The organism is Cohnella baijiui (assembly GCF_020731285.1).
In the GTDB taxonomy this organism is placed as follows: domain Bacteria; phylum Bacillota; class Bacilli; order Paenibacillales; family Paenibacillaceae; genus Cohnella.
The window spans coordinates 1-23,314 of sequence record NZ_JAJFOW010000036.1 but is presented as its reverse complement, the minus strand read 5'-3'; the positions used below and the strand labels follow the sequence as shown (position 1 = coordinate 23,314).

Here is a 23,314-nt window from a genome sequence, read left to right as displayed (position 1 = left end):
AAGGAGCGGGGATATGTTTCCCGATTTGACGCGCCACCCGGATTATTTGAAGCCGCAATCGCTGGCATGGTGCAATCAATTGGCGGCCCGGACGGGGAAATACGAGTTTCCTTGGCGGAGCGTCTATGAAGGACCGACCGATGAAGAAGTTCTGACGGATAAGCTCATCTCCGCCGCGCGCGGCAGGGTGCTGGACGTCGGGTGCGCTCACGGCGGTTATACGAGCCGTTGGGCGAGCCAAGCCGAGGAAGTGGTCGGTTACGATATGACGGAAGGGTTTTTGGCGACCGCCGACCGGAATCGCCCGCCGAATGTCCGATACGTGTTGGGAAACACGCATGACGGCCTGCCTTTTCCGAACGATACTTTCGATATGGCCTACACCAAAAAGGGACCGACCAGCTGGTACAAAGAGGGCAACCGCGTCGTGCGGCCCGGCGGTGCAATCGTGCTGTTCCATCCGGGCGACGGCAATGGCGAAGGGGGAGAGCTAGGCATCGTTTTTCCAGGCTTGTTCGCTCCGCCCGCGGCGGGTACGCCGATCTTGGATCAAATCCGGGAGAGGCTGGCGGACAGCGGCTTGACCGACATCCGTCTGACGACGCTGAGAGAGACTGCATGGCTTCCCTCGCCGGAAGACGTCTTCGAAATCGCCTGCTTCGGACAAAGCGACGAGTTCCGCGCGTACGCGAGGGAACAATGCTACGGCCGGATCGTCAAGCAATTCGAGAAACACGCCGGCGACAAGGGTCTCCGGACGACAGGCTTTCACTATCTCATTGAAGCCAAGGAAAGATAAGAAGATCCATAGGTGTTTGAAGGCCGGCATCTCTGAAGGAGAGGCCGGTCTTCGTTATGGTAGACTAATAGCATAACGTAACGTCTATCACCGCAAAGGGAGGCCAAACAAGCCATGAAGCAAAATCGGCTAGGCGCGTCCGAGCTGATCGTCGGCGAGATCGGACTCGGCTGCATGTCGCTAGGGACGGAGGAGCGCAAGGCGACGGCCATCATCCACGAGGCGCTCGAGCGGGGCGTCACGCTGCTCGATACGGCAGATCTGTACGATGCGGGGCGCAACGAGGAGATCGTCGGCCAAGCGATCAAGGGAAGGCGAGAGCGCGTCGTGCTGGCGACGAAGGTCGGCAACCGGCGCATCCCCGGCCAGGAAGGCTGGACCTGGGATGCATCCAAGGCGTACATCCTGTCGGCGGTTAAGATGAGCCTGCACAGGCTGGGGACGGACTACATCGATCTGTACCAGCTGCACGGGGGCACGCTGGACGATCCGATCGACGAGACGATCGAGGCTTTCGAGCAACTGAAGCGGGAAGGGGTCGTCCGCGCTTACGGCATCTCCTCCATCCGGCCGAACGTCATTCGCGAGTATGCCGCGCGTTCCGCCATCGCGAGCGTCATGAATAGCTATAGCATCGTGGACCGCCGCGCGGAGGAGACGGTGCTGCCGCTCCTGGAGGAGCATTCAATCAGCGTTATCGCGCGAGGTCCGCTCGCGAGCGGGGCGCTGGCCGCGAATCGGCAGCCGTCCAAGGGCTTGCCGGACTACGAGCTGGACGAGCTGCTCGAGCTCCGCGAGCGGCTGAAGGAGCTGACGGCGGATTCGCGGAGCCTCACGCAGCTCGCAATCCGGTACGCGCTGAGCCACCCGGCGGTCGCCGTCGCGATCCCGGGCGCCAGTTCGCGCGAGCAGCTCCTGCAGAACCTCGCCGCAGCGGACGTGCCGCCTCTCGCCCAAGCGGAGGTCGAGGCGATCCGCCGTCTCAGCAAGGCGAACCGGTATACGCTGCATCGCTAACGTCTCGGGGCTCCGGAGGCCCCGTCCAACGGATAGTCGTAGCGGATGAAGCCCCGGTGCTCTCCGACCTTGTCGTAAAGCGCCCGCGCGACGGCATTGTCGTGACGGGTCTGCCAATACAATCTCGCGGCACCCCGCCTCCGCGACTCTTCCGCGACCCGTTCGATGAGCGCGCGTGCCGCGCCTTGCCCGCGCGCCGCCTCGTCTACGAACAGGTCTTGCAGGTAGCAGACATCCTCCGACCAGATCGCCCGGTGGAACAAATAGTGGGCGATGCCGATCAATTCTCCCCGCTTATAGGCGCCGAGCCCGAAGACCCCGTCGCGGGCGAGCAGGCGCCGCCAAGTCTCTTCGTAGGCGGCATCGGGAAGCTCCGTTTCATAGAACGCTTTGTACCCGCGAGCGAGCGTCTCCCAACGGTTGCGATCCTCCTCGGCGAACGGCGCGATCGTCAGATCGGGTTGCGGACGATACGGCATCAATCCTCGCTCCTTTTTCGTCATTTCGTAGATCTATCGTATAGACAAGTCGCACGCACGGGAAGATCCAATTCCGCGCCATCCGGCAAGTCCACTGCCTTCTTTTTGTCCGGTGCCGATAGATTTCCGAAGCCGGCGGCATCTAACCGGATAAGCGCTGCAACATCGTGGGGACGCCCGCGGGCTAATCCGATGGAGGAGGAAGCAACTTGGCGGAGGTCAATCGCAAGGACAATTGGAATGAAACGTGGACGACGGCGGCTTACGCCATCTTCGGGGCGGTCGGCTATACGGACAAAAAGCACCTGTCCCTCGTGGACGTGATGGGCCTGACCGGGCACGCGTTCCGCATGAACATCGAACGGGAACGCATCGGCATCGAAGGTCCGACTTCGTTTCCCGGAGGCTATATTCTGCGCCGCAATCTGTGCAACCTGGGCTTCATCAGCAACATGGGAGGAGCGCCGGTCCCGCCGACGCCCGACCAGCTGGAGCGGACGATGGCCATGCTGCACGAGACGATCGACAAGGGCGTGCCCGCGATCGGCTTCGACCTGTTCGGGCCGGAATTCGGCCTGATCTACGGCTACGACGACGAGAAGCAGCTGCTCTACGCCAAGGATGTGACCCAAGAGGGCACGATCCCGTACGACAAGTTCGCGAACCCGCGCATCCATGTGCTGTATTTGATCACCATTAGCGAAAGCCTCCCCCATTCCAAATACGAGATGCTGCGGATGGCGCTCGACATGATCGTGGATCATTCGCGGGGACGGGAATGGAGCGACGCCGATTTTTTCCGGGACCGGATCGCCACGGGACTCGCCGGATACGACGCGTGGATCCAGGTCATGAAAAACCGCGCGGCGGACGAATTGGGCAACGCCTACAACGCGGGAGTCGTCGGCGACGCGCGCGAGTTTGCGGCTCGATTTCTGCAAGAGCTCGTCGGCGGCTGGGACGGCGCCAACTTCGTGGAGCGCAAAGTGCGCGAGTACGCCGCGGCGGCCGCGGGCCATTACGAAGAGGTGGCGTCGGCCTTCGCCGAGCTGCGAGCGCTGTTTCCGTTTCCCCAAGGCGGCGCGCCGAAGGATCCCGCCATCGCGGATCGCGCCGTCTTGCTGCTGGAGCGGGCCCGGAAGGCCGAGACCGCGGGCGTCGCCTTGTTGGAAGGGTTTCTCGACTTCATGAAGGCCTACCACTCGGAGGTTTGGGTGCATTAGCGGCGAGTTGCAAGGGTTGCTTTTCGGAGGTTTATTGCGATAAACTTTATGGAGTAGGTTTATTCGAATAAACCTTTCTGGAGGAGCCCGACATGGAAGCCATCAAGCTGTACGACGCCGAATACAAGTTTGTTAGTCTCGTCTGGGAGCGCGAACCGATCAACTCGACGGAGCTCGCGCGGCTGTGCGAGGAGCGGCTCGGCTGGAAAAAGTCGACGACTTACACGGTGCTGCGCAAGCTGTGCGCACGGGGCGTTTTGAGCAACGAGGACGCCGTGGTGCGCGCGCTCGTCAAGCTGGAGGACATCCAGCGGTACGAGAGCGAGGCGCTCATCGACAGGAGCTTCGGCGGGTCGCTGCCGCAGTTTTTGACCGCCTTCCTGGACCGGAAGAAGCTGTCGCCCCAAGAGGCGGAAAAGCTAAAGCGCATCATCGAAGAGGCCTCGGAATGAGCCGCGTCGCCGAGCTGTTCGCCGCGGTGCTCAACATGAGCGTTACGGCGTCCGTCGTGGCGGCGGGCGTCTTCGCGGTCCGCGCGCTGCTCCGACGCGCCCCGAAGATCTATTCGTACGCGCTGTGGTCCGCCGTTCTCTTCCGCATGACGGTGCCGATCGCGCTCCCCTCGGCCGTCAGCCTGCTTGGCATGCTCCCCGCGTCGGGCCGGGACGAGACGGGGCGGCTCGTCTACGTGCCGCCCGGGTTCGGGCTCATGCCGCAGCCCGGGACGACGACGGGCATTCCCGCCGTGGACCGCGCGGCCGGCGCGAGCCTGCCGGGGGCCGTCGCAACGGCCAGCGTCAATCCGATGCAGCTCGTCATGACGGCGGCAGGCATCATCTGGGTCGCCGGGATGGTCGCGCTGCTCGTCTACGGCGTCTACGCCTATTGGCGGACCGCAAGCCGGGTCCGGACGGCGACGCGCGTGCGCGGCCGGATCTACGAGACGGATCGGATACGGACGCCGTTCGTCTTCGGCCTCCTGCGGCCGAAGATTTACGTGCCCGCGGGACTGGGGGATGCGGAGTTCCGCCACATCGCGGCGCACGAGGAGGCCCACATTTTCAGGCGCGACCACTGGGTCAAGCCGATTGCCTGCCTCGCGCTCGTCGTCCATTGGTTCAATCCGCTGCTCTGGCTGTCCTTCCGGGCGATGGCCAAGGACATGGAGATGGCCTGCGACGAGCGCGTGTTGCGGTCGCTCGACCGCAGCGGCCGACAGGGCTATGCGGAAACGCTGCTGTCGCTGTCGACGGGCGGGCGAGGCTGGCTGCGGGCGGGTCCGCTCTCCTTCGGCGAGGATCACGTGACGTCGAGGATCAAGCGGATCGTACGCTATCGGCGGCCGGGGCCGCGCGTCGTCGCCCTCGTCTTCGTCGTCGTAGCGGCGCTGATCGCGGGTTTCGTCGCCGATCCGCGTCTTCCGGCGGACCGCGGGCCGGAGGCGTCTTCCGGCGACGGCGCCGTCGGGACCTATCCCGTTCGGGAGCTGCTGCGCTACAAGACCGCGTACGTAGGGGACAACAGCCGCGTCGTCGCCTTGATCGATCTGCTGCCGCTGCCGCCCGGCCTCAAGCGCGGGACGGTGGAGCTGCATACGGCCGAGGCGCCTTACGGCCTGACGACCCACTATCGGGAGGACGCCGGCGCGGCCGCATCCGAAAGGGATGCCGCGAGCCGGGAGGCGCTGTTCCGGCGCCATGCGGCGGTGCTGTTCAGCCTGATCGGCAACGTGGACCGCATCGTCGCGATCGAGACGGTCGATGACGATGCGGGCAGGAGCTACTCCTATGCCGTGAACAGGAGCGAGATCGAGGCAATCTTCGGGGGCGACGTGAGACCGCAAGCGGCCGACGAGGCGAAGCTCTCGGCTTACGTCGCCGAGGTGGAGCGGCAGGCCGGCGCCTCCGGCGATCCGGATCCCGCCCCGCCGACGGGAGACAGCTCCGTCGTCCTGTCGACGGCCAGGGTCGATCTGGCCGATGGCGGCCTTCTCTACGTGAAGGTGGAGATGACCGCGGGCAAGCACGAGACCGAAGCGGAGGCGGGCGGCCCCGGCGGCGGCATTTATGCCGACAACTATATCGGAACCTACCGGATCCGGGTCGTCAATCCGGCTCTGTCTACCCCAGGCAGCACGGCTTTCGTCTACGACGGGCTGATGGAGGATTTCCGGGAGCGGGAGCTGAACTTCGGCGGGCCTTTCGACCTCGCGATCGCGGACTACAACGGCGACGGGCGGCCCGACTTCACGCTCGGCCAGTGGGCCGGCAGCAACGGTGCCATCTACCATCTCTATACGTTGAACGACCGGGGGGAGATCGAGAAGCTGGATACGGGCGGAGAAATCTACGTGGCGGATCATCGGCCTTCGGTTCATCTGGACCGCATCGACGGCCCCGGCTTCGCCGCCTCGTATTACGATCAAGAGAGCGGTACGTACCGGCAGAGCGTTTATAACTGGACGGGCGACCGATTTGTCCTCGCCCGTCCCTGAGGATCCGCGCGAACCTACAAAAGGGAAAGGCCGCAGCGGCCTGCCGGATGGCAGTCGCTGCGGCCTTTTTGACCTTGCGCCGATCTTGCGCTAGGACAGCAAGAGCTTGAATTGACGGACATCCGCCCGCAGCTCCGGCACGGCGTCGAGATAGGCGGAAAGCGCGCGCAGCAGCGTCGGATTCGGCTTTTCCCGATCCAGCTCCTGCCGCATCAGTCCCGCGATCTCTCCCATCTCCTTGCGGACGGCTTCCGGGAGCTCCAGGCTCCGGACCCGGCGCTCCACCGCCTGGAGCAGCTCTCCCGCCGTCCGTTGGCGGGTCCGTTCGTCGCTCGGATTCAGGTAGTTGAAGCGGACGATGTCCTCGCCGACGACCGGCTGCGGCCGCGTCCGGATCAGATCGTCGACGACGGCGTCGGTCCGGTCGACGATAAAGGCCGCGAGCTCGGCCATCGGCAGGGCGATCACCTTTTGCACGGCATAGCGCATGTATTCGACCAGGATGCCGCGGAACAGCGTGACGACGTCCCAGAGAAAGGGCTCGATCGCTGGGCCGTATTTATCCAGCATCAGGTCCCGCATCCAGGTGAGCAGGGCGGACTTTTTGCGTTTCCAAGCCGCGACGAACAGCTCGTGGTCGTTGAGCGGCAGCTCCTTGAGATCCATCATGAACAGATGGTTCTCGACCGTGTACGACAGCTGGAATTCGATCTTGCGGACCAGCTTCTCCTTGGGTGAGAGGCCGAGCAGGTCGCCAGACCGGTCAAGCTCGGCGAACCCGTCCAGCAGGATCTGATGGCAAAGCACGAATACTTCCGTGAACAGCTCTTCCTTGGAAGCGAATAATTTATAAATGCTGGCTTTGGCCATGCCGCAGGCTTCCGCGATATCCTGCATGGACGTGGCGCTGTAGCCTTTCTGGCGAAACAAATCCATGGCGACATCCAATATTTTCGCTTTTCTCCAGTCCTCCAACCCGACCACCTCACTCCCTATCTTGACATGCGCGGCATGGGAGGTCAACGTCTGCCGGTTGACAATAAAACTCAATAGTTCTATATTGAACTCGTGGGTTTTGTGTTCATCATCATACAGAGGAGGTGAGCCGGTGCCGCCGGATCGCCGGCAGGCATCGGATCGGATGAGAATCGCAGAAGGACTGGAAATGCTGGAATTGACGTTGGGCCACGGCGAACAGACGATGATGATCCATCCCGTCGCTTTGTACGACGCTGAAGGCTGGGTATTGATCGACACGGGTATGCCTGGTTCCGAAGGCGCCATTCGCGCGTTGGCGGGTCAGGCGGGCATCCCAGCGCATCCGCTTCGGGCCGTCATCCTGACGCATCAGGATATCGATCATATCGGCGGCTTGCCGGGCTTTCTCGATTCGGAGCCCGCTCCGTTCGACGTGTATGCGCACGAGGACGACCGCTCCGCCATCGACGGCCGGGCGCCGATGATCAAGTTCGGGCCGGAGCGGAGGAGCGCGCTGTTAGCTTCTCTCCCCGATGCGCTGCGTATTCCGTTCGAGCGCGTCTTTGTCCATCCGTCCCGACCGAATGTGACTCGCGTGCTGCAGGACGGCGAGACGCTGCCGTTCGGCGGCGGGCTGACCGTCATCCACACGCCGGGCCATACGCCGGGCCACGTCAGCCTTTATCATCAGGCTAGCAAGACGTTGATCGCGGGCGACGCGATGGTGGCTGAAAGCGGGGAACTGTACGGACCGCGACCGGCGATGACGCCGCAATTGGAGCAGGCCTATGCTTCGGTAAACAAGCTTAAGGCGTACGATATCGAACAAGTCGTCTGCTACCACGGGGGATTGGTGAGGGGCGACGTCAACGCGCGCATCGCGAAGCTGTCTGATCGGTCGTGAGCCGGCTCTTCCGATTTCTGGCGACGCTCGTTCCTTCGCTTGCGGGCGGCTTCCTGTTCACGGTTATCCACGCGCCGCTGCCTTGGCTGCTCGGCCCGATGGTGGGCGCCTTCGCGGGCGCCAGACTGCTGAAGCGCGTCAAGCCGCTATGGCCGAGCCCGATGCGGAACGCCGCGATGCTCTTGATCGGCTATTCGCTCGGCCTGGCATTCACCTCGGAGACGCTCAGGGAGATGGGCCGGCAGCTGCCGACAATGGTCCTCATGACCGTGCTGCTGCTCCTGCTGAGCGCGCTGATCGCCTTTGTCGTGTCGCGCCTGTCGGGACAGCCGCTTGCGACCGTGCTGATGGGCAGCATTCCCGGCGGTCTCTCGCAGATGCTCATCCTGGCGGAGGAAAGCAAAGGCGTCGACCTGACGGTCATCACGTTCCTTCAGGTGTCGCGCCTCGTGATGATCATTTTCTGCGTGCCGCTGATGGTGTTCAGCCCGCTCTTCGGCGGGACGCACGGCGATATCGGCGCGGCAGCGGGAACTTCCGCCTCCTGGAGCGGACTGCTTCCCGGCGCTCTCCCCTACGCGGCCGTGTGCGTGGCGGCGGCCGTGCTGGGCAAGCGCGTGCGGTTTCCTTCGGCCTTTTTGCTGGGGCCGATGATCGCGACGGCCATTCTCCATCTGTCCGGCGTTCACGGGCCGGCGTTGCCTTCGGGGCTGCTGGAAGCCGCCCAACTGCTGATCGGAACATACGTCGGCTTGATGCTGCGGCCGGAAAGTCTGGAGCATAAGCTGCGGATCATCGGGCTGGCACTGCTCAGCGGCGTCCTCCTCATCGGCGGGGCGCTCGGCCTAAGCTGGCTGCTGACCCGGATTCACGACGTGTCCCCCGCGACGGCTTTTCTCGGCATGGCGCCGGGCGGCATGGACCAGATGGGGATCATGGCGAAAGAAATCAATGCCGACATCGCCATCGTGAGCTGCTATCAGCTGTTTCGAACGTGGTTTATTTTCTTTGCGGTCCCTCCGCTGATCCGATACTTGCTGCGGAGGGTGGAGGCGCGACGCGGCGCGGAAGAGGTTGCGGACGGCCATCGCGCATGACGGGCAGGATACGTATAGGCGCGCGTAATAGAGACGGGCCCCTGGGCTGCCCCCGGGCCCGTCTTTTTTCGCGTTTCATCCATCCGTCTCGATGGGGGACGGGAAGGCGGAGGAGTCGCGGAGCGTTGTTCGATTTTTCATATTTCAGCTGCTGTCATCGTAGCTTTAGGCGTAGAAAAAGCCACCCAGAAGGTGGCTAAAAATGGTATAATAGAGTTAGTGCAACTCGCCTGAGTGGGATAGTATCGCCTCCAGATTGGAGGTGATGTCTATGAACTTTTCGTTCCAGGAAGTGATCATGCTAGGGATGTTTCTCCTCGCGCTGCTCACCTACCTAAAACGAAAATAACCCGCCCAGGTTAGCGCCACGGGAACGGGTTATTTTCAGGTCACCTGGAGGTAATCCCGCCAGAGCAGTTGTGCGGAAGTCGGCGATGGCGTCGCCGACTTCTTTTTTCTATTCTAAGCTTAACATACCCATTTTAGACATTCAATCACGGTATAACAGGAAATGACCACCCCCAACGAAGGATAACGGTCATTTCCGGTCACATATCCGATAGAGAGCCTTTGATGTTTCCCGCATCAACGGCGCTTATGTCATTTTTTCCAAAAAGCGCTAGTTCGCAACAAGCTTTTTTCGGTAGTTTAATGTCCGACCAAGCGGGAGCCGATGGAGGCCGCAGGTTGGCTGGGCACGGTGCCGGCAGAGGCCACGGAGTAGGGTCCGGAATTTCATTGAGATGGCCGGTGGAGGTCCGGCGTCTCGGGGCCGGGCCTGCCGATTTCGCCGCGCGATTCAACCGTCGGTTGAAATGCCCGCTTCAACCGCGATTTGATAGAGTGCGATACGGACGTCGTGCTATGCTGGAGTCAGACAGTGCGCACTGTACATTGAACTAGCGGAGGCGTTCGACGATGGATATGCGCAAGATCGGAGCTCTGATTTCCACGCTAAGAAAAGAAAAAGGAATGACGCAGGCGGAATTTGCCGAACAGCTGAACTTAAGCCATCAAGCCGTGTCCAAATGGGAAAGGGGAGAGTCGCTGCCGGACATCGCGATGCTGCCGGCGATCGGCAAGCTCCTCGGCACGACGATCGATAACCTGTTGGCCGGCGAGCGACCGGTGGCCGTCTCTTCCTGGGAGGAGGCTCGGTCCGACGCGGCGATCGCGCCCGAACCGATCCCGGCTTCGGCGGTGCTCGAATCGATCCTCGCGGAATCCTATCCTTCCTTGCCGCCGCGAGACGGCGAGACCGATCCCGGCCGGATCACGGCGGCTGAGCCCGACTTCCCGTCTGCGGCGACTGCTTCCCCGTCCGCGGCGCCCACCCTGCAGGAGATCCTGAAGCTTGCTCCTTTCTTGAGCAGCTCAACGCTGGATCTCCTTCTCACGGAAGCGGCCGAAGCGGCCGATCTGCAGGCGGTTCAGGGGCTCGGTCCTTTCGCAAGCAGGGAAACGCTGGAGCGGCTCGCGGACCGGACTTTTGCCGAAGGCGCCGATATCCGCGGCCTGGTCGGTCTGGCGCCCTTCCTGGGGACGGAGCAGCTCGACCGGCTCGTTCGCCGGGCCGCGCAAGAGGGGAGCGACGACCAAGTTGTCGTATCGCTGGCCCCTTTTCTCAGCCAGGACACGCTCTTCGATTTGGCGGAGCGGGCGTGGGAGGGGAACGACGTGAACGTCAAAACGCTTCAAAAGCTGGCCCCTTTCCTGGGCCGGGAGCGGCTCGTGCAGCTGCTGGAACGCGCGGAGCCCGGCAGCTTCCAAGCAGACGTCATCGCCGGCCTCGCGCCTTTCATGCCCGGCGAGACGCTGGACCGACTTGTCCGCGGCATGCTCGGGCGGGCTCCTACACCTTAACAATCTCATAGTTCGGACAGGAGAAATCTCATGGAAAAGGATGAACTTATGCACTGACATAAGGGCATCCTTTTTCTTTACAATGAGGTCTATCAGCAATCGAAGAGGGGGCCTTAGAAATGAAACATGTCCAAGTTCGCGTACCAGGGGCGGCCATTCGCGGCACCGCATCCGGCGTATTTTTCATGGCGGTATTCGGAACGCTGTGGGCTTATACGGGCATTATGGGTTTGCGGCACCCGGCGTCGCAGCTCCTGTTGATCGCAGCCGTTATCGTCGGAGCATCTCTCATCGCAGGGGGCGTCGGATTGGTTCGGGCTTCGCGGAAGCTTCCCGTGCAGGAGATGTCAGCCGGTGATCGGAGAGGCCGAAAGTCCGTCCGTTTCTGGTTCAACATCGTCTTTGCGGCGGAGGGGGCGGCGATCGGCCTCGCCACCGCGGTGTGTTACGCAACGGAGCGTCTCGAGTTGGTTCCCGTCGTGGTCGTCGCGATCGTCGGCGCGCATTTTTTTCCGCTCGCTCCATTGTTCGGCGTCGGGCTGTACTACGTGACGGGGACGCTCCTCTGCGGGTGGGCATTGGCCAGCTGGCTTTTCGCTTCCGCCGGCTCGGCGTCCGGCGATGAGGCGGCGTTCGCTTACATGGCCTTTGCGGGCTGCGGTTCCGCCCTTATCCTATGGGGGACGGCATGGGCGATTTGGCGGATGGGGCGTCGTTTGCTGGCAGAGGCGTCGTCGGCGTAAAGAAACGCAGCCTGCGCATGATGGGGGAATGCAACCATCCGTCACGATATCGCATCATGCGTCGGTTCGATCGTGATTCGGACGAAAAAATAGCCTGCCGAAGTTGCCTGGCAGGCTGACAAAGCCCTGCCGCGGCAGGGCTTTCGTTTTGAGCCGACTACTTGATCCGCTTCAGGATGGAGGCGAGCTTGGTTGCGAATACGATCGGGTTTTCTACCGATTCGACGTGCACATACATGAGTCTGGGCTTGTCGAACAACCAGTGATTGTGGATCGCCGTTACTTTAAGCCCCTTTTTGACAGCCTGTCTTACAAACATTTGTACTTCGCGCTGCAGCAGCGTGATTTCTCCCGTGTTCAGCGATTTGCCGTTTTTCAAAGATTGGATCACGATTTCGTGTTCGGTATCGTATTTTTTTCCCAAGATCGTGGCGTTCAGGTTTCGTTTGACCGTGATGGAACACTCGTTATCCTCGTGCTGTCCTTTCCCGCCGAGTATACGGGCCAGTCTGTCGCAAAGGGATTTCGTCAGTCCCATTCGGATCCCCTCCTTTCATCAAAGCTTGCTTTAGCGTATGCCATCGGCAGTAGGACGTATGGTCTTTTGGAAGAGTCCTCCGCAGAGCCCCAGCGGAAATTATCGGCAGGCCCGACTGGTCGACATTGCCCCTTCTTGTCCTTGGCACCGGCATTTTCATCGTCCAGTCGATAACCGGGCAGGCCCCGGATTTATCATTTCTACTGTGACAATCTGTCCCATGAGTCGACAGCCTTTGGGGTTCGATTGTATAATGGTGTCTGGAATCTATCGAAATTACGGTGGTGAAAGATATTTTATACGTAATCGCTTTTGCGCTGTCGTTTCTGATTGTTTATCTACTAATTCCTCCTTTCGGCAAATTGGCGTTTCGGCTTGATTTTGTGGACAAGCCCAGAAAGGACGTCGAACGCAAGCTGCACCGAGAAGCGATCCCGCTCACGGCCAGCTATGCCATCTTCATCGGATTTTTCGTCGCGTACATATTGGTAGCCAGAGCTTGGAACTGGGAGACGGGCGCGCTATTCGCGGGCGGCGTGCTGCTGCTCACCATCGGCACGATCGACGATTGGTACAAGACCAAGGGCAAAGACTTTCCGGCTTTGCCGAAGTTTATCGTACAGGTGTCCGCGGCCGTGCTGGTCTATTTTTCGGGCAATGCGTTTACCGGCTTTTACAATCCGTTATCGGGCGATTACGTCACCCTGCCGGTTGTCGTTTCGTTTCTGCTGACGATTCTCTGGATTTTCGGCGTCACCACGGTTATCAACTTTTCGGATGGCTTGGACGGGTTGGCGGGCGGATTGTCCGCGATCTCCGCCGGTACGCTGTTCATCGTGGCGCTCGTCATGGGGCAGTCGAATTCGGCTATCATGGCGATCATTCTGGTGGGCGTTACCGTCGCCTATCTCCGGTTCAACAAGCCGCCGGCCAAGATCTTCATGGGCGACGCGGGGGCGACCTTCCTCGGGTTCGTGCTCGCGGTCATCGCCCTGGACGGCGCGTTCAAGCAGGCCACGGTCCTGTCGCTGTTCATTCCGATCCTGGCGCTGGGCGTGCCGATCTTCGACAACATTTTCGTCGTGATCAAGCGCTTCATGCAGGGCAAGTCGATCTACCAGGCCGATGCCAGCCAGGTGCACTATCGGTTGCTGCGAGCGGGTCTCAACACGAAGCAGGCGCTCGGATTTTTGTTCCTGGCGAGCACATGCTTCAGTTTGTTCTCGATCATCCTGCTGCTGGTTCAGCTGCAATAGGACCGGAGGGGGTCGCAATCGTCTGCCGCAGGGCGGGCCGTTGCGGCCCTTTTCGTTTTACCGGCTCGGCTGGGCGATCCCTGCGCATCCTACCGGAGTTCAGACATCAGGGGAGGCACCCGCCATGCACTGGCTTTCGATCATCCTCATCGGCATAGCCGCCAATATCGACAACTTGGGGATCGGCGTGACGTTCGGTGCGCGAGCGACCCGCGTGCCGTTTCGGGCCAACCTGGTCATCGCGCTCCTGTCCCTGGCCGCGACCTACGTGGCGATGACGGCCGGGATGTATTTTGCCGAGCTGTTTCCCCTCTACTGGGCCAATCTGCTGGGAGGCGGCGTCTTAGTCGTATTGGGCGCATGGGGAATCATTGGTATCGTTCGCCGGAAAAAGGGGAGCGTCGCCAGCGAGACACCCATCGATAGATCTCTCGCGGCGGAGAGAAACAAGGATCGCATGGATCGAAAGGGAGATCGCGCCATCTCCTGGGCGGAATCGCTCTCGCTTGGCTTCGCCCTGTCCGTCAACTGCATCGCAAGCAGCTTCGGCGCGGGCGCGAGCGGCGTCTCACCGTGGCTGACGGCGATCTCGGTCGGCGTCTTCTCGCTCGTGTCGGTCGATGTCGGCGTCCGGATGGGCGGCAGGATCGCGAAGTCCTGGCTGGGCCGGCACGCCGAGCTGACGGGATGCATCCTGCTGATGGCCATCGGCTGTTATGAGATGGTTTTCTGAAGCCGGGAAGGTACCCGCCGAGCAAAAGCGGACGATGTCTGGTGGATCAAATGGAAGAATGGGCATCGTCGAGGAAGGCGCTCGGAGGCCAGACGACTCTCGTGCCATTCAGGGGCAAATCGAAGCATTGGCGCAGACGCTGACTGGCTGGGAAAAGTAAAAAATTGGTATGCGCTCGGCCGGGATTATGGTAGGATAGGTTCACCGTGAAACTCGAGACCAACCGAAACGGGGGAGCATCATGAACCTGTCAACCACCCAACCGCTGCTTTTGTCCGTTCCCGAGCAGTTCGAGACGGCGCGGCTGCTCATTCGGGCCCCGCAGTGGGAGGACGGCAAGCTCGTCAACGAGGCCGTCCTAGAGAGCCTGGATGAGTTGCGGCCTTGGCTGCCCTGGGCCAAGCAGGCGCCGACGATCGAGGATTCGGAGGTCTCCGTCCGCAAAGCACGCATTCAGTATTTGGAGCGTTCCGACCTCCGTTTGCATCTAATTCAGAAGGAGACGGGCCGCTTGGTGGGAGGCAGCGGGCTGCATCGCATCGACTGGGCGGCGCGCAGGTTCGAAATCGGCTACTGGCTGCGGACTTCCTGTACGGGCCAAGGCTATATGGCCGAAGCCGTGGAAGGGATCGAGCGTTTCGCCATCCACGACCTTCAGGCGAACCGGATCGAGATCCGCTGCGATTCCCGCAATACGCGAAGCGCGCGCGTAGCCGAGCGGCTCGGCTATCTGAAGGAAGGGGTCCTGCGCCGCGAGCGGCTGGACGCGAACGGCGAGCTGTTCGACATGTTCGTGTTCGCGAAGGTGCGGGGAGAGGATTTTTGAGTGATGGATGACTCCTTCGGACGAGGCGAGGTAGGGTAGAGTAAGGGCTGACTTCAGCAAAAGGTGGGCGGGTGAATGGCTTGCTGCAGCCGATCCTATCGCGATTTGCCGTTCACGCGCTGCTGCTTCGGGAAACGAATTAAAAGTAACGAGTTAGAGGACAAGAGGGCCGTATTGGAAAAATGTAAAGATATGCGGTTTTTCCGCATCACTCAGCGCGAAAGCGCGGAAATGCCTGGAGTTATGCGTGTTTTCCGCATCACTCAATGCGAAGGCGCATGACCGTCGAACTCCACTAGCTGCTTCCATTCCTCGCTGTAATCCAGCACTTCAAGGTATACAATCTTCTCCACTGCGTCCGTGTAGGGTAGGGTGTGCGTTGGACGACAATTCCGAGAGTACCCTACTTTTTTGCTGCCTGGATAAGCTCTTACACAAACTATTTTCCTTTATCGTCTACGCCGGTAATGTGTATGAAATTTCGAATAGAATCGCGGAGTTCTACCGTTTGCGAAGGGAATGTGTATGAAATTTCGAATACAATCGCCGAATTCAGCCATCTACGCCGGTAATGTATATGAAATTTCGAATACAATCGCCGGATTCTGCCGTCTACGCCAGTGATATATGAAATTTCGAATAGGATCGCGGAGTTCTGCCGCCTACGCCGGCAATGTGTATGAAATTTCGAATACAATCGCGGAGTTCTACCGTTTGCGAAGGGAATGTATATGAAATTTCGAATACAATCGCCGAATTCAGCCATCTACGCCGGTAATGTATATGAAATTTCGAATACAATCGCCGGATTCTGCCGTCTACGCCAGTGATATATGAAATTTCGAATAGGATCGCGGAGTTCTGCCGCCTACGCCGGCAATGTGTATGAAATTTCGAATACAATCGCGGAGTTCTACCGTCTGCGCAGGGAGTGTGTATGAAATTTCGCATATGAACGCCGAAGCCGGCCGCGCTTTTGCTGGCATCGACGGGTGCGGCGACTAGCGGCTTCGCAGCCGCTCCCGGATGGGCCCGCAGGCTTGCTGCAGCTTGGCGTGAAGGCTGACGGCCCATTCCGGCGCGCCAGCAGGATCGAAGTCCCGGATGCTGCGAACGATTCGCGCATATCGATAGAAGTCGGCGTACTGCCGAAAGACGGGGAACAGGTCCAACTCATCCTCGCCCAGCGCCCGAACGGACCGATACCCTTCCACGAAGCTCCCCTGCAAGCCGCCCGTCCGATCGTCCCGCTGATCCTGCAAATCGGATAGCGCGGACGCGACGTCCATCGCAAACCAATGCGTCATCGCATCGTCGAAGTCGTAGACGGCGAATCTCCCTTCCTCCGGGATATAGCGCAGATTATCCCATTCGAAATCGTAGTGGATCATGCCCGTCACCCCCGGTCCGGCAGGCAGCTCGGAGAGCCGTATGCGCAGCGCGTGCAGGGCGGGGAGCAGCTCCTCGTCCCGCGGGTCCCGGAGGAGGATCGACGACGCCCAAATAAGCGTATCTTCCCATCCCCTCCGCATAGGGGATTCTTCGACATAAGCTTCGGCCAGCCGATGGAGCTCGGCGAGCGAGCGGCCCCAAGCGGCGCAGTGCTCCTCCGACATTCGGTCGGCCGGAAGAGACTGGCCGCGCGCATGCTCGAAGACGACGCCGTAGTATTGGCCGCTGTCCGTGGAGACGGTCTCGATCAGCCGCCCTTCCTCAGAACGGACCGGCGCCGCCGCCGGATAGCCTTGGCCGATCAAATAAGACACGAAGCGCAGCTCCGCCTCGATCCGCTCGGGGCGGTTGTCGTCCTCGTGGATGAATCGGAGGAAGTGCCGTTCGCCGCGTCGGGAGAACGTATAGACGAAGTTGCTGCTGGCCCGCCAAAACGAGAGCGTATCGGCATCATGCGCCCAGCGCTGGAGCAGCAGGCGGGCGGGAACGTCGCCTTCGCGTCCCCGCACCATATTCGTTAAGGTCATCATGGACGGTTTCCCTCCTCGGGTCGTCGGAGAGCCGGCTCGAGGATTTCGCGCGCGCCTCTCTCCAAGACGATTATGGAAGGGGACGGCCGAGCGGGCAAGACGCGGAACGGCTATAGTTGTTTTTGCCCGGCTTGACAGGATTCCGAATGTGCTTATCCCTTTCATTACATAACTTGACGGAAATATAACTGATGGGTAATATATAAGCATGATCCCGAACCTGTTTGAAGTGTTGGCGGAGCCCAACCGCCGGACGATCCTCGATGCCTTGCGCGCGAAGGACCGGACGGTCGGCGAGCTCGTTGCCCTGACGTCCCTAAGTCAACCTGGCGTATCCAAACATCTGCGCATCCTTCGAGAGGCGGGACTCGTCTCGTCTTCCAAGGACGCGCAGAAGCATCTGTACCGGCTGCGCGCGGAGCCGCTGGCCGACGTAGATCGCTGGCTTGCGCCTTACCGGCCGTACTGGCTGGACAAGCTGGATGCCCTCGAACGGCATCTGAACGAGGAGGAGTCCTGAATATGCTGGCAGTCATTTCGCGAGACGAGCGGGGCTATACGGTCCGCTACGAGCGCCATCTGAAGCATCCTGTCGAGAAGGTTTGGGCGATGCTGACGGAAAACGACAAGCTCGCCAAGTGGTTTTCCGAATTGAGCGTGGACGACCTGAGGGTGGGAAGCGCGATCAAGTTCGACATGGGCAACGGGTCTTACGAGGAGCTGGAGATTCTGGCGATGCGCGAGCGGGAGGTGCTGTCCTACCGCTGGGGAGGCGAGGATACGGTCCGCTTTGAGTTGTACCCGGAGCCCGAGGGCACGAGGCTCGTCCTGATCGAGAAGGTCAAGCAGCTGACGGACCATACGCCGAAGGATCTGGCCGGCTGGCACGTCTGCCTGGACGTCGTCGAAACGCTGCTGGACGGCCGGACGTTCGGCTCGCGGAAAGAAGCTTGGCAGAAGCTGTATGGGGAGTACGAGCGGGCGGTCGGCGAGATCGAGTCGTGATGCGGAGGGAGCGGGACGGCATTGACAGGCGCCGTCCCGCCCGGTATATTGAATTTAATTAAACATTTAACTAATTTGAGGCGACCGACATGACAGACATTCAGCAATACGTGACGCGGCAGCCGCTCGAGGTCGAGACCTTCTTCGCCATGGTCGACGCGACCGCGGCGCTCGTCGGCGTATCGGAGCGGTACTGGCACAGCCAGGGGCTCAACGGCGCCCGCATTCGGATTCTGGTCGAGATCGCCAAGGCCGGCGGCGCCATCCTGCCGACCGACCTGGCGGCGCGGATCGGCGTGACCAAGCCGAACGTGAGCGTCTTGCTCGCGCCCCTGGAGGAGGCGGGCTACATTCGCAGCTCCAGCCATCCCGATGACGGGCGCAAGCGGCGGATCCAGCTGACGACCGAGGGTGAGCGGCTGCTGTTCGAGAAGCTGCCCGGCAGCCGGGCGGTCGTCTCCGGGCGGATGGACCGGCTGAGCCAGGCGGAGCTGCGCCAGCTGCGGGAGTTGTGCGCCAAGCTGCGGGGAGAGGACGAGTAAGGTTCCTTCCCTTTCTCGCGCGCAAATGGTTAAATGTTTAACTACATTTGCGGAATAGGACGTGATCCATCGATGAAAATCGCGATGACAGGCGCTACCGGCCACTTGGGCCGCCTCGTCGCTCAGGCGCTCGTTCGCGCCGGAGGGGCGGCGCAGACGAGCGCAATCGTCCGGCAGCCGGAAAAGGCGGCCAACCTGGCGGAGGCCGGCGTCGAGGTCCGGTACGGCGATTACGACGCGCCCGCATCGCTCGCGGAGGCGCTTCGGGACGTTTCGGCGCTGCTGTTCATTTCCTCGCCGGAGCGCGACGATACGATTCGGCTGCGGCAGCACCGGGACGTCATCGGGGCGGCCCAGGCCGCCGGCGTCCGCCGCATCGTCTATACGAGCATCGCCTACGCGGAGCGGGGACGGCTCCCGCTGCACCGGCTGCACCTGGGTACCGAGCAGGCCATTCGCGAATCGGGACTCGCTTACACCATTCTTCGCAATGCCGGTTACCTGGACATCGTCCGCTTCCTCGGCGTGCGCGAAGCGGCCGCGAGCGGCGTCCTGGTCAGTCCGCCCGGCGACTGGACGTTCAACAACGCCGCGCGGGAAGATCTGGCGCGGGCGACGGCGGCGGTCCTGACCGAGGACGGGCACGAAGGCCGGACGTACGAGCTGACGGCGCCGCGCGTATGGCGGCCCCGCGATCTGGCGCGCGCCATCTCGGCGGCGTCCGGGCGGCGCGTCGTCCACCGCGCGGATCCGGACATGCACGGCGACATCTATCGCATGCTCCCGCTTTCGGAGACGCGTCTCGTCTCGCCGGATCTCGAGCGGCTGGCCGGCGGGCCGCTGCGGACGATGCGGGACGAGGTGAACCGCATCTTCGGAACGGCCTGAGCAGGCCGCAGACGGTCCGAGCCCGATCGCCGCGGCAAGCGCGCCCCCGGCGGCTATTCCGCAGCGGCCGGCGCCGGGGGCGGCTCCGACAGGTCCGCGAACTCGACCAGGACGGGACAGTGGTCGCTGCCCAGCACATGGCAGTCGATCTTCGCGTCCACCAGCCAGGGCGCGAGCCGGGCCGAGGCCAGGAAATAGTCGATGCGCCAGCCGACGTTCCGGGCGCGGACGCCGGGCATGTTGGACCACCAGGAGTAGACGTCCGTCCGGTCCGGATGCAGATGCCGGAACGTGTCGATGAAGCCCGCGTCCAATAACCGCGTCATTTTCTCCCGTTCCTCGTCCGTGAAGCCGGAGTTGCCCCGGTTGGCCTTGGCGTTTTTGATGTCGATCTCTTGGTGCGCCACGTTCAGATCGCCGCAGACGATGACGGGCTTGACCGCGTCCAGCTCCTGCAAATAGCCGCGGAAGCGGTCTTCCCATTCGAGCCGGTAGTCCAGCCGCGACAGGTCCCGCTTGGCGTTTGGCGTATAGACGGTCACCAGATAGAAAGCTTCGAACTCTAGCGCCAGGATGCGTCCTTCGGGCTCCGCGTCTTCCTCGATCCCGTAACGCACCGACAGCGGCTTGATTCTCGTAAAGACGGCCGTGCCGGAGTAGCCCTTTTTGACCGCATAGTTCCAGTAGGCTTCATAGGTTTCCCCGTGGTCGAGGCTGATTTGCCCTTCCTGCAGCTTCGTTTCCTGCACGCAGAAAATGTCGGCGTCCGTCTCCCGGAAGTAATCGCCGAAGCCCTTGTTGACACAGGCCCGCAAGCCGTTGACGTTCCACGAAACCAGCTTCATTTTCATTCCTCCGTCTCTGTCTTCTCGTAAGCACCAGTGTATCACAGATCGTCCTGACGGGAGCAAGGCCGAATTCCGGTTGAACGAACGGCGAAGATCCGGTATGCTCTAATCAGATAACGACCGCACGTGACTGGCGGAGCATGGGGAACCATGAGGGAGCGCGCGGATATGCGGTTGCCGTACGCCTGGGCAGAGGTAAGGGGATGCGTCCCCTTGCCTCTTTATGTTTTCTAAAGACGAAACATAAGGGAGATGCGGAGCATGACGGAATCGAAACTGATCTTGGACGGAGCGCGGGTCGCACAGGCAATCAAGGACGAGCTCGCGGGGAGGGTGCACAAGCTGTCGGAACGGGGCGTGACGCCCTGTCTCGCGACGATCCTGGTGGGGGACGATCCGGCGTCCGAGACGTACGTGCGGATGAAAGGCAATGCGTGCCGGCGGCTCGGCATCGCGTCGCGGAAAGTGGAGCTCGGCGCGGAGACGACGACGGAGGAGCTGCTCGCCGTTATCCGAGGGTTGAACGAAGACCCGACGGTGCACGGCATCCTGCTCCAGCATCCGGTGCCGAACCACATCGACGAGCGCGCCGCTTTCGAGGCGATCGATCTGGCCAAGGATGTAGACGGCGTCACGACGCTGGGCTTTGCCCAGAACGCGTTCGGATTCGCGGCGTATCCCTCCTGCACGCCGGCGGCAATCGTGGCGATTCTCGATCATTATCGGATCCCGATCGAGGGCAAGCACGCCGTCGTGGTCGGCCGCAGCCCGATCCTCGGCAAGCCGGTCTCGCTCATGCTGTTGAACCGGAACGCCACCGTGACGATCTGTCACTCCAAGACGCGGGATCTCGATCGTGTCGTAGGCACGGGGGACCTCGTCGTGGCCGCGGTGGGCAAGCCGAAGTTCATCCAGGGCGGCTGGATCAAGGAAGGCGCGGTTGTGCTCGACGCAGGCTATAACCCGGGCAACGTCGGCGATGTCGATTATGAGGCATGCCTTGCGCGGGCCTCCGCGATCACGCCGGTTCCCGCGGGCGTCGGGCCCGTCACGATCGCCACGCTGCTGAAGCATACGGTGGAAGCTGCGGAGCGGCGGGTATAGCCGGACGAGGCGGGCCGGCCAGAGTGCCCGCGAGGCTTGAGCGGACTTATCCGGTACCGCCCGCCGGCCTTGCTTAGCCGGCCATTTCGCGCGCAAGGGCGACGAGCTTGGAGATCGTCTTCCAGTTCCGATTGGTGGACGGGACCTTGATCTTGTGGACGTCGGTCCCGAGCTTGGAATTGCGGATCGAAAGGTCGAACAACAGATAAATATCGCGGCCGACGATACGGGACGCCTCATTCTCATAAGTGGCCGCGTTCAATTTGGCGACGACGTCGTCGGGGAGCGGCGCGGCAAACATGGAGACATAGAGGCTCTCCTTTTCCGACTTGGCGTCCGCCGCCGCGATTTCCTCCGGTGTGAACGGGCAGCGCGCCAAAATGCCTTCCAGCTCCTCCGCCGTGCGGAAGATGAACCGCGACGCAAAGCCGAACTTCGCCTCGAACGCCGGCTCGATGCGCGCGCGCAGCGTCTCTTCGTCCTCGTCGGATACGAAGAGGACGTTGCCGCTCTGAATATACGTCTGCACCTGCTCGTAACCGAGTTCCGCGAACATGCGTTTCAACTCGTCCATTTTGACTTTGTTGTGGCCTCCCACGTTAATGCCGCGGAGCAGCCCGACATAGACCGACATAGGCGATTCTCCTCTCGATTGGACATGCTGCGTCTATCATAGCAAAGATCGGCTGCCGAATTCGACTGACCGTTTCTGTCAGGGATGATCGGTTATAATGGGGGGAGACAAGTTTTCCGGAGGTGGGTTTGTGATGGAGCTAAATTACTACGATACGTTCATCACGGTATCGCGAGATTGCCCAACGGAGCGCGGCATGGTGCCGCAGGACAAAAAGAGCGGGAAGACGAAGCCAGGGATCGAGTTCGAGCTGGCCTACAACCACCCTTATACCTATACGCAAGAGCAGCTGCTTTATGAAGTCCACGTCCGTCACCGGGACATTCCCGAGAACGAGCGGGGCAGCGAACTGTGGGATTCGTTTTTCGCCAAGCCGCATCCCTGCCTGAGAGCTTCGATGCTGCCCAAAAAATACGGCTGGGGCATCCACTTCAACGCGGAGGGCAAGCTCGCGATCTACCCCGTCGAGTCGCCGGAGTATCGGGCCTTCGTTGACGGGGATAGCGTGCGGCTGGTGCCGGCGATGGCGAACAGCAAAAAGAAGGAAGGTTAGCCAAGATTGGCGCGAGGTTGCGGCGGAATTCCCGAGCTGCGAGTCTGGGAGATCCGATCGGCGTTTGTGTTGGAGAAGGCTCCCGGAGCTAACAAGCGCCGTCTTCCGAAAACCCGCGTGCATGCCAATAGGCCGTCCCCACGTCGGGAGCAGGTGCATCACCTGTTCGAGGCGGGGACGGCCTTATTCGTATGTGGTGGACGGCTAGAAAGGCGGCGCTCTTCCGACCTGGGGGCCGCACTACCGGCGATGTGCCGTTTTACCGCCTTTGAAGTCGAACCACCCGCCGATGGTGTCGCTCTAGCGCCTTTGGAGTCGCATCACCCGCCGACGGTGCTGCTCTACTGTCTTTGGTGCCACACCACTGCCGAGTCTCACTTTATCGCCGATGGTGTCGCACTGCCGCCGATGGTGTCGCACTACCCACCGTCCATAGTGCCGCCACCCTCCGAAGTTGGGCCAATCCTCCCCAATTAGTTGCAATCGTACCACTATTTCGTGCGGAAAGCGTGTGTTTGGAGCAATTAGTTGCATTCGTACCTCTAATTTGTGAATTAGGAGCCTCTTTCGTCGAAAACCCCGATTTTAGATGTACAATTACAACTAATCGTCTCCGATCGCCAGTTTCGCCAAGATTTAGATGTATTTTTGCAACTAATGGTGCAACCCGTCGAGAGGGGCAGTGTCTGGGCGGGCGCCGGGAGTCTGGGCAAAAGAGCGCGCCTTCAACATAAGCCAACGCATGTACCTTCACACCCAACTCAGCCCTGCCTACCGCGCCCCGGTTCCTACACCGCCGCCAGCACGC

24 protein-coding genes and 1 riboswitch are annotated in these 23,314 nt (G+C 61.3%); of the genes, 18 read left to right on the top strand and 6 right to left on the bottom strand.

The window, feature by feature from the left end; translation table 11 throughout:
• Positions 1-13: 13 nt before the first annotated feature.
• Complete coding sequence (locus tag LKX83_RS24785; RefSeq protein WP_227885523.1) at positions 14-799, top strand: class I SAM-dependent methyltransferase; 786 nt, start codon at positions 14-16, stop codon at positions 797-799.
• Positions 800-913: 114 nt separating this feature from the next.
• A complete protein-coding gene (locus LKX83_RS24780; RefSeq protein WP_227885522.1) occupies positions 914-1,816 on the top strand; it encodes an aldo/keto reductase in 903 nt (300 codons plus the stop codon).
• On the opposite strand, the gene LKX83_RS24775 is transcribed toward LKX83_RS24780, so the two are convergent.
• Positions 1,813-2,295 carry a GNAT family N-acetyltransferase gene (locus tag LKX83_RS24775; protein ID WP_227885521.1) on the bottom strand — a complete coding sequence of 161 codons (483 nt, stop codon included), beginning with the start codon at positions 2,293-2,295 and terminating at the stop codon, positions 1,813-1,815. The two genes, LKX83_RS24780 and LKX83_RS24775, sit on opposite strands and share 4 nt — an antisense overlap.
• Positions 2,296-2,504: 209 nt before the next feature.
• On the opposite strand from LKX83_RS24775, the gene LKX83_RS24770 reads away from it, so the two are divergent.
• The 3 genes from LKX83_RS24770 to LKX83_RS24760 all read left to right on the top strand — a co-directional run bounded on the left by LKX83_RS24770 (position 2,505) and on the right by LKX83_RS24760 (position 6,012).
• Positions 2,505-3,518: a hypothetical protein gene (locus LKX83_RS24770; RefSeq protein WP_227885520.1), complete on the top strand. Its 1,014-nt coding sequence runs from the start codon at positions 2,505-2,507 to the stop codon at positions 3,516-3,518.
• 92 nt (positions 3,519-3,610) lie between these two features.
• Positions 3,611-3,970, top strand: a complete 360-nt coding sequence (locus tag LKX83_RS24765) for a BlaI/MecI/CopY family transcriptional regulator (protein WP_227885519.1) — start codon at positions 3,611-3,613, stop codon at positions 3,968-3,970.
• Positions 3,967-6,012, top strand: coding sequence for a M56 family metallopeptidase (locus LKX83_RS24760; protein WP_227885518.1), 2,046 nt, complete (start codon positions 3,967-3,969; stop codon positions 6,010-6,012). The genes LKX83_RS24765 and LKX83_RS24760 overlap by 4 nt, the downstream gene beginning before the upstream one ends.
• A 90-nt stretch (positions 6,013-6,102) precedes the next feature.
• Here the strand turns inward: LKX83_RS24760 and LKX83_RS24755 are convergent, their stop codons facing one another.
• Positions 6,103-6,987: a TetR/AcrR family transcriptional regulator gene (locus tag LKX83_RS24755; RefSeq protein ID WP_227885517.1), complete on the bottom strand. Its 885-nt coding sequence runs from the start codon at positions 6,985-6,987 to the stop codon at positions 6,103-6,105.
• 133 nt (positions 6,988-7,120) lie between these two features.
• Here LKX83_RS24755 and LKX83_RS24750 point away from each other — a divergent pair, with 133 nt between their 5' ends.
• The 4 genes from LKX83_RS24750 to LKX83_RS24735 all read left to right on the top strand — a co-directional run bounded on the left by LKX83_RS24750 (position 7,121) and on the right by LKX83_RS24735 (position 11,597).
• Positions 7,121-7,894 (top strand): MBL fold metallo-hydrolase, encoded by a 774-nt coding sequence (locus LKX83_RS24750; protein WP_227885516.1) that lies wholly within the window; start codon positions 7,121-7,123, stop codon positions 7,892-7,894.
• Positions 7,891-8,991 (top strand): AbrB family transcriptional regulator, encoded by a 1,101-nt coding sequence (locus tag LKX83_RS24745; RefSeq protein WP_227885515.1) that lies wholly within the window; start codon positions 7,891-7,893, stop codon positions 8,989-8,991. Before LKX83_RS24750 ends, LKX83_RS24745 begins: the two co-directional genes overlap by 4 nt.
• 918 nt (positions 8,992-9,909) lie before the next feature.
• The gene (locus LKX83_RS24740; protein WP_227885514.1) at positions 9,910-10,854 is read left to right on the top strand and encodes a helix-turn-helix domain-containing protein; all 945 of its coding nucleotides are present in this window, start codon (positions 9,910-9,912) and stop codon (positions 10,852-10,854) included.
• A gap of 119 nt (positions 10,855-10,973) precedes the next feature.
• On the top strand, positions 10,974-11,597 hold the full coding sequence (locus LKX83_RS24735) for a hypothetical protein (RefSeq protein WP_227885513.1): 624 nt from the start codon (positions 10,974-10,976) through the stop codon (positions 11,595-11,597).
• 157 nt (positions 11,598-11,754) lie between these two features.
• On the opposite strand, the gene LKX83_RS24730 is transcribed toward LKX83_RS24735, so the two are convergent.
• Positions 11,755-12,135 (bottom strand): DUF1259 domain-containing protein, encoded by a 381-nt coding sequence (locus LKX83_RS24730; RefSeq protein ID WP_227885512.1) that lies wholly within the window; start codon positions 12,133-12,135, stop codon positions 11,755-11,757.
• Positions 12,136-12,428: 293 nt separating this feature from the next.
• Here LKX83_RS24730 and LKX83_RS24725 point away from each other — a divergent pair, with 293 nt between their 5' ends.
• The 3 genes from LKX83_RS24725 to LKX83_RS24715 all read left to right on the top strand — a co-directional run bounded on the left by LKX83_RS24725 (position 12,429) and on the right by LKX83_RS24715 (position 14,950).
• Positions 12,429-13,391: an MraY family glycosyltransferase gene (locus LKX83_RS24725; protein ID WP_370639126.1), complete on the top strand. Its 963-nt coding sequence runs from the start codon at positions 12,429-12,431 to the stop codon at positions 13,389-13,391.
• Between the two features lie 124 nt (positions 13,392-13,515).
• Positions 13,516-14,124, top strand: coding sequence for a manganese efflux pump (locus LKX83_RS24720; protein ID WP_227885510.1), 609 nt, complete (start codon positions 13,516-13,518; stop codon positions 14,122-14,124).
• 241 nt (positions 14,125-14,365) lie between these two features.
• Positions 14,366-14,950, top strand: a complete 585-nt coding sequence (locus LKX83_RS24715; protein ID WP_227885509.1) for a GNAT family N-acetyltransferase — start codon at positions 14,366-14,368, stop codon at positions 14,948-14,950.
• Positions 14,951-15,951: 1,001 nt separating this feature from the next.
• On the opposite strand, the gene LKX83_RS24710 is transcribed toward LKX83_RS24715, so the two are convergent.
• On the bottom strand, positions 15,952-16,932 hold the full coding sequence (locus LKX83_RS24710) for a phosphotransferase enzyme family protein (protein ID WP_227885508.1): 981 nt from the start codon (positions 16,930-16,932) through the stop codon (positions 15,952-15,954).
• Positions 16,933-17,140: 208 nt separating this feature from the next.
• Here LKX83_RS24710 and LKX83_RS24705 point away from each other — a divergent pair, with 208 nt between their 5' ends.
• The 4 genes from LKX83_RS24705 to LKX83_RS24690 all read left to right on the top strand — a co-directional run bounded on the left by LKX83_RS24705 (position 17,141) and on the right by LKX83_RS24690 (position 19,367).
• Positions 17,141-17,452 (top strand): ArsR/SmtB family transcription factor, encoded by a 312-nt coding sequence (locus LKX83_RS24705; protein ID WP_227885507.1) that lies wholly within the window; start codon positions 17,141-17,143, stop codon positions 17,450-17,452.
• A 2-nt stretch (positions 17,453-17,454) separates the two neighbouring features.
• Positions 17,455-17,937: an SRPBCC family protein gene (locus tag LKX83_RS24700; protein WP_227885506.1), complete on the top strand. Its 483-nt coding sequence runs from the start codon at positions 17,455-17,457 to the stop codon at positions 17,935-17,937.
• A gap of 89 nt (positions 17,938-18,026) precedes the next feature.
• Entirely contained in the window at positions 18,027-18,479 is a 453-nt protein-coding gene (locus LKX83_RS24695) for a MarR family winged helix-turn-helix transcriptional regulator (protein WP_227885505.1), read from the top strand.
• Positions 18,480-18,551: 72 nt separating this feature from the next.
• Positions 18,552-19,367, top strand: a complete 816-nt coding sequence (locus tag LKX83_RS24690) for an NAD(P)H-binding protein (protein ID WP_227885504.1) — start codon at positions 18,552-18,554, stop codon at positions 19,365-19,367.
• A 53-nt stretch (positions 19,368-19,420) separates the two neighbouring features.
• Here LKX83_RS24690 and LKX83_RS24685 read toward each other — a convergent pair whose 3' ends face one another.
• Complete coding sequence (locus LKX83_RS24685; RefSeq protein WP_227885503.1) at positions 19,421-20,212, bottom strand: exodeoxyribonuclease III; 792 nt, start codon at positions 20,210-20,212, stop codon at positions 19,421-19,423.
• Positions 20,213-20,331: 119 nt separating this feature from the next.
• Positions 20,332-20,413, top strand: a riboswitch (ZMP/ZTP riboswitch).
• 63 nt (positions 20,414-20,476) lie between these two features.
• Here LKX83_RS24685 and LKX83_RS24680 point away from each other — a divergent pair.
• On the top strand, positions 20,477-21,319 hold the full coding sequence (locus tag LKX83_RS24680; protein WP_227885502.1) for a bifunctional 5,10-methylenetetrahydrofolate dehydrogenase/5,10-methenyltetrahydrofolate cyclohydrolase: 843 nt from the start codon (positions 20,477-20,479) through the stop codon (positions 21,317-21,319).
• Positions 21,320-21,392: 73 nt separating this feature from the next.
• Here LKX83_RS24680 and LKX83_RS24675 read toward each other — a convergent pair whose 3' ends face one another.
• A complete protein-coding gene (locus LKX83_RS24675; RefSeq protein WP_227885501.1) occupies positions 21,393-21,953 on the bottom strand; it encodes a DUF1697 domain-containing protein in 561 nt (186 codons plus the stop codon).
• Between the two features lie 133 nt (positions 21,954-22,086).
• Here LKX83_RS24675 and LKX83_RS24670 point away from each other — a divergent pair, with 133 nt between their 5' ends.
• A complete protein-coding gene (locus LKX83_RS24670) occupies positions 22,087-22,506 on the top strand; it encodes a DUF6157 family protein (RefSeq protein ID WP_227885563.1) in 420 nt (139 codons plus the stop codon).
• Positions 22,507-23,314 lie beyond the last annotated feature (808 nt).

Coding starts and splice junctions, on each gene's coding strand:
- LKX83_RS24785 (WP_227885523.1), top strand. CDS start 14: ATGTTTCCCGATTTGACGCGCCACCCGGATTATTTGAAGCCGCAATCG.
- LKX83_RS24780 (WP_227885522.1), top strand. CDS start 914: ATGAAGCAAAATCGGCTAGGCGCGTCCGAGCTGATCGTCGGCGAGATC.
- LKX83_RS24775 (WP_227885521.1), bottom strand. CDS start 2,295: ATGCCGTATCGTCCGCAACCCGATCTGACGATCGCGCCGTTCGCCGAG.
- LKX83_RS24765 (WP_227885519.1), top strand. CDS start 3,611: ATGGAAGCCATCAAGCTGTACGACGCCGAATACAAGTTTGTTAGTCTC.
- LKX83_RS24760 (WP_227885518.1), top strand. CDS start 3,967: ATGAGCCGCGTCGCCGAGCTGTTCGCCGCGGTGCTCAACATGAGCGTT.
- LKX83_RS24740 (WP_227885514.1), top strand. CDS start 9,910: ATGGATATGCGCAAGATCGGAGCTCTGATTTCCACGCTAAGAAAAGAA.
- LKX83_RS24735 (WP_227885513.1), top strand. CDS start 10,974: ATGAAACATGTCCAAGTTCGCGTACCAGGGGCGGCCATTCGCGGCACC.
- LKX83_RS24730 (WP_227885512.1), bottom strand. CDS start 12,135: ATGGGACTGACGAAATCCCTTTGCGACAGACTGGCCCGTATACTCGGC.
- LKX83_RS24720 (WP_227885510.1), top strand. CDS start 13,516: ATGCACTGGCTTTCGATCATCCTCATCGGCATAGCCGCCAATATCGAC.
- LKX83_RS24715 (WP_227885509.1), top strand. CDS start 14,366: ATGAACCTGTCAACCACCCAACCGCTGCTTTTGTCCGTTCCCGAGCAG.
- LKX83_RS24710 (WP_227885508.1), bottom strand. CDS start 16,932: ATGATGACCTTAACGAATATGGTGCGGGGACGCGAAGGCGACGTTCCC.
- LKX83_RS24705 (WP_227885507.1), top strand. CDS start 17,141: ATGATCCCGAACCTGTTTGAAGTGTTGGCGGAGCCCAACCGCCGGACG.
- LKX83_RS24700 (WP_227885506.1), top strand. CDS start 17,455: ATGCTGGCAGTCATTTCGCGAGACGAGCGGGGCTATACGGTCCGCTAC.
- LKX83_RS24695 (WP_227885505.1), top strand. CDS start 18,027: ATGACAGACATTCAGCAATACGTGACGCGGCAGCCGCTCGAGGTCGAG.
- LKX83_RS24690 (WP_227885504.1), top strand. CDS start 18,552: ATGAAAATCGCGATGACAGGCGCTACCGGCCACTTGGGCCGCCTCGTC.
- LKX83_RS24685 (WP_227885503.1), bottom strand. CDS start 20,212: ATGAAGCTGGTTTCGTGGAACGTCAACGGCTTGCGGGCCTGTGTCAAC.
- LKX83_RS24680 (WP_227885502.1), top strand. CDS start 20,477: ATGACGGAATCGAAACTGATCTTGGACGGAGCGCGGGTCGCACAGGCA.
- LKX83_RS24675 (WP_227885501.1), bottom strand. CDS start 21,953: ATGTCGGTCTATGTCGGGCTGCTCCGCGGCATTAACGTGGGAGGCCAC.
- LKX83_RS24670 (WP_227885563.1), top strand. CDS start 22,087: ATGGAGCTAAATTACTACGATACGTTCATCACGGTATCGCGAGATTGC.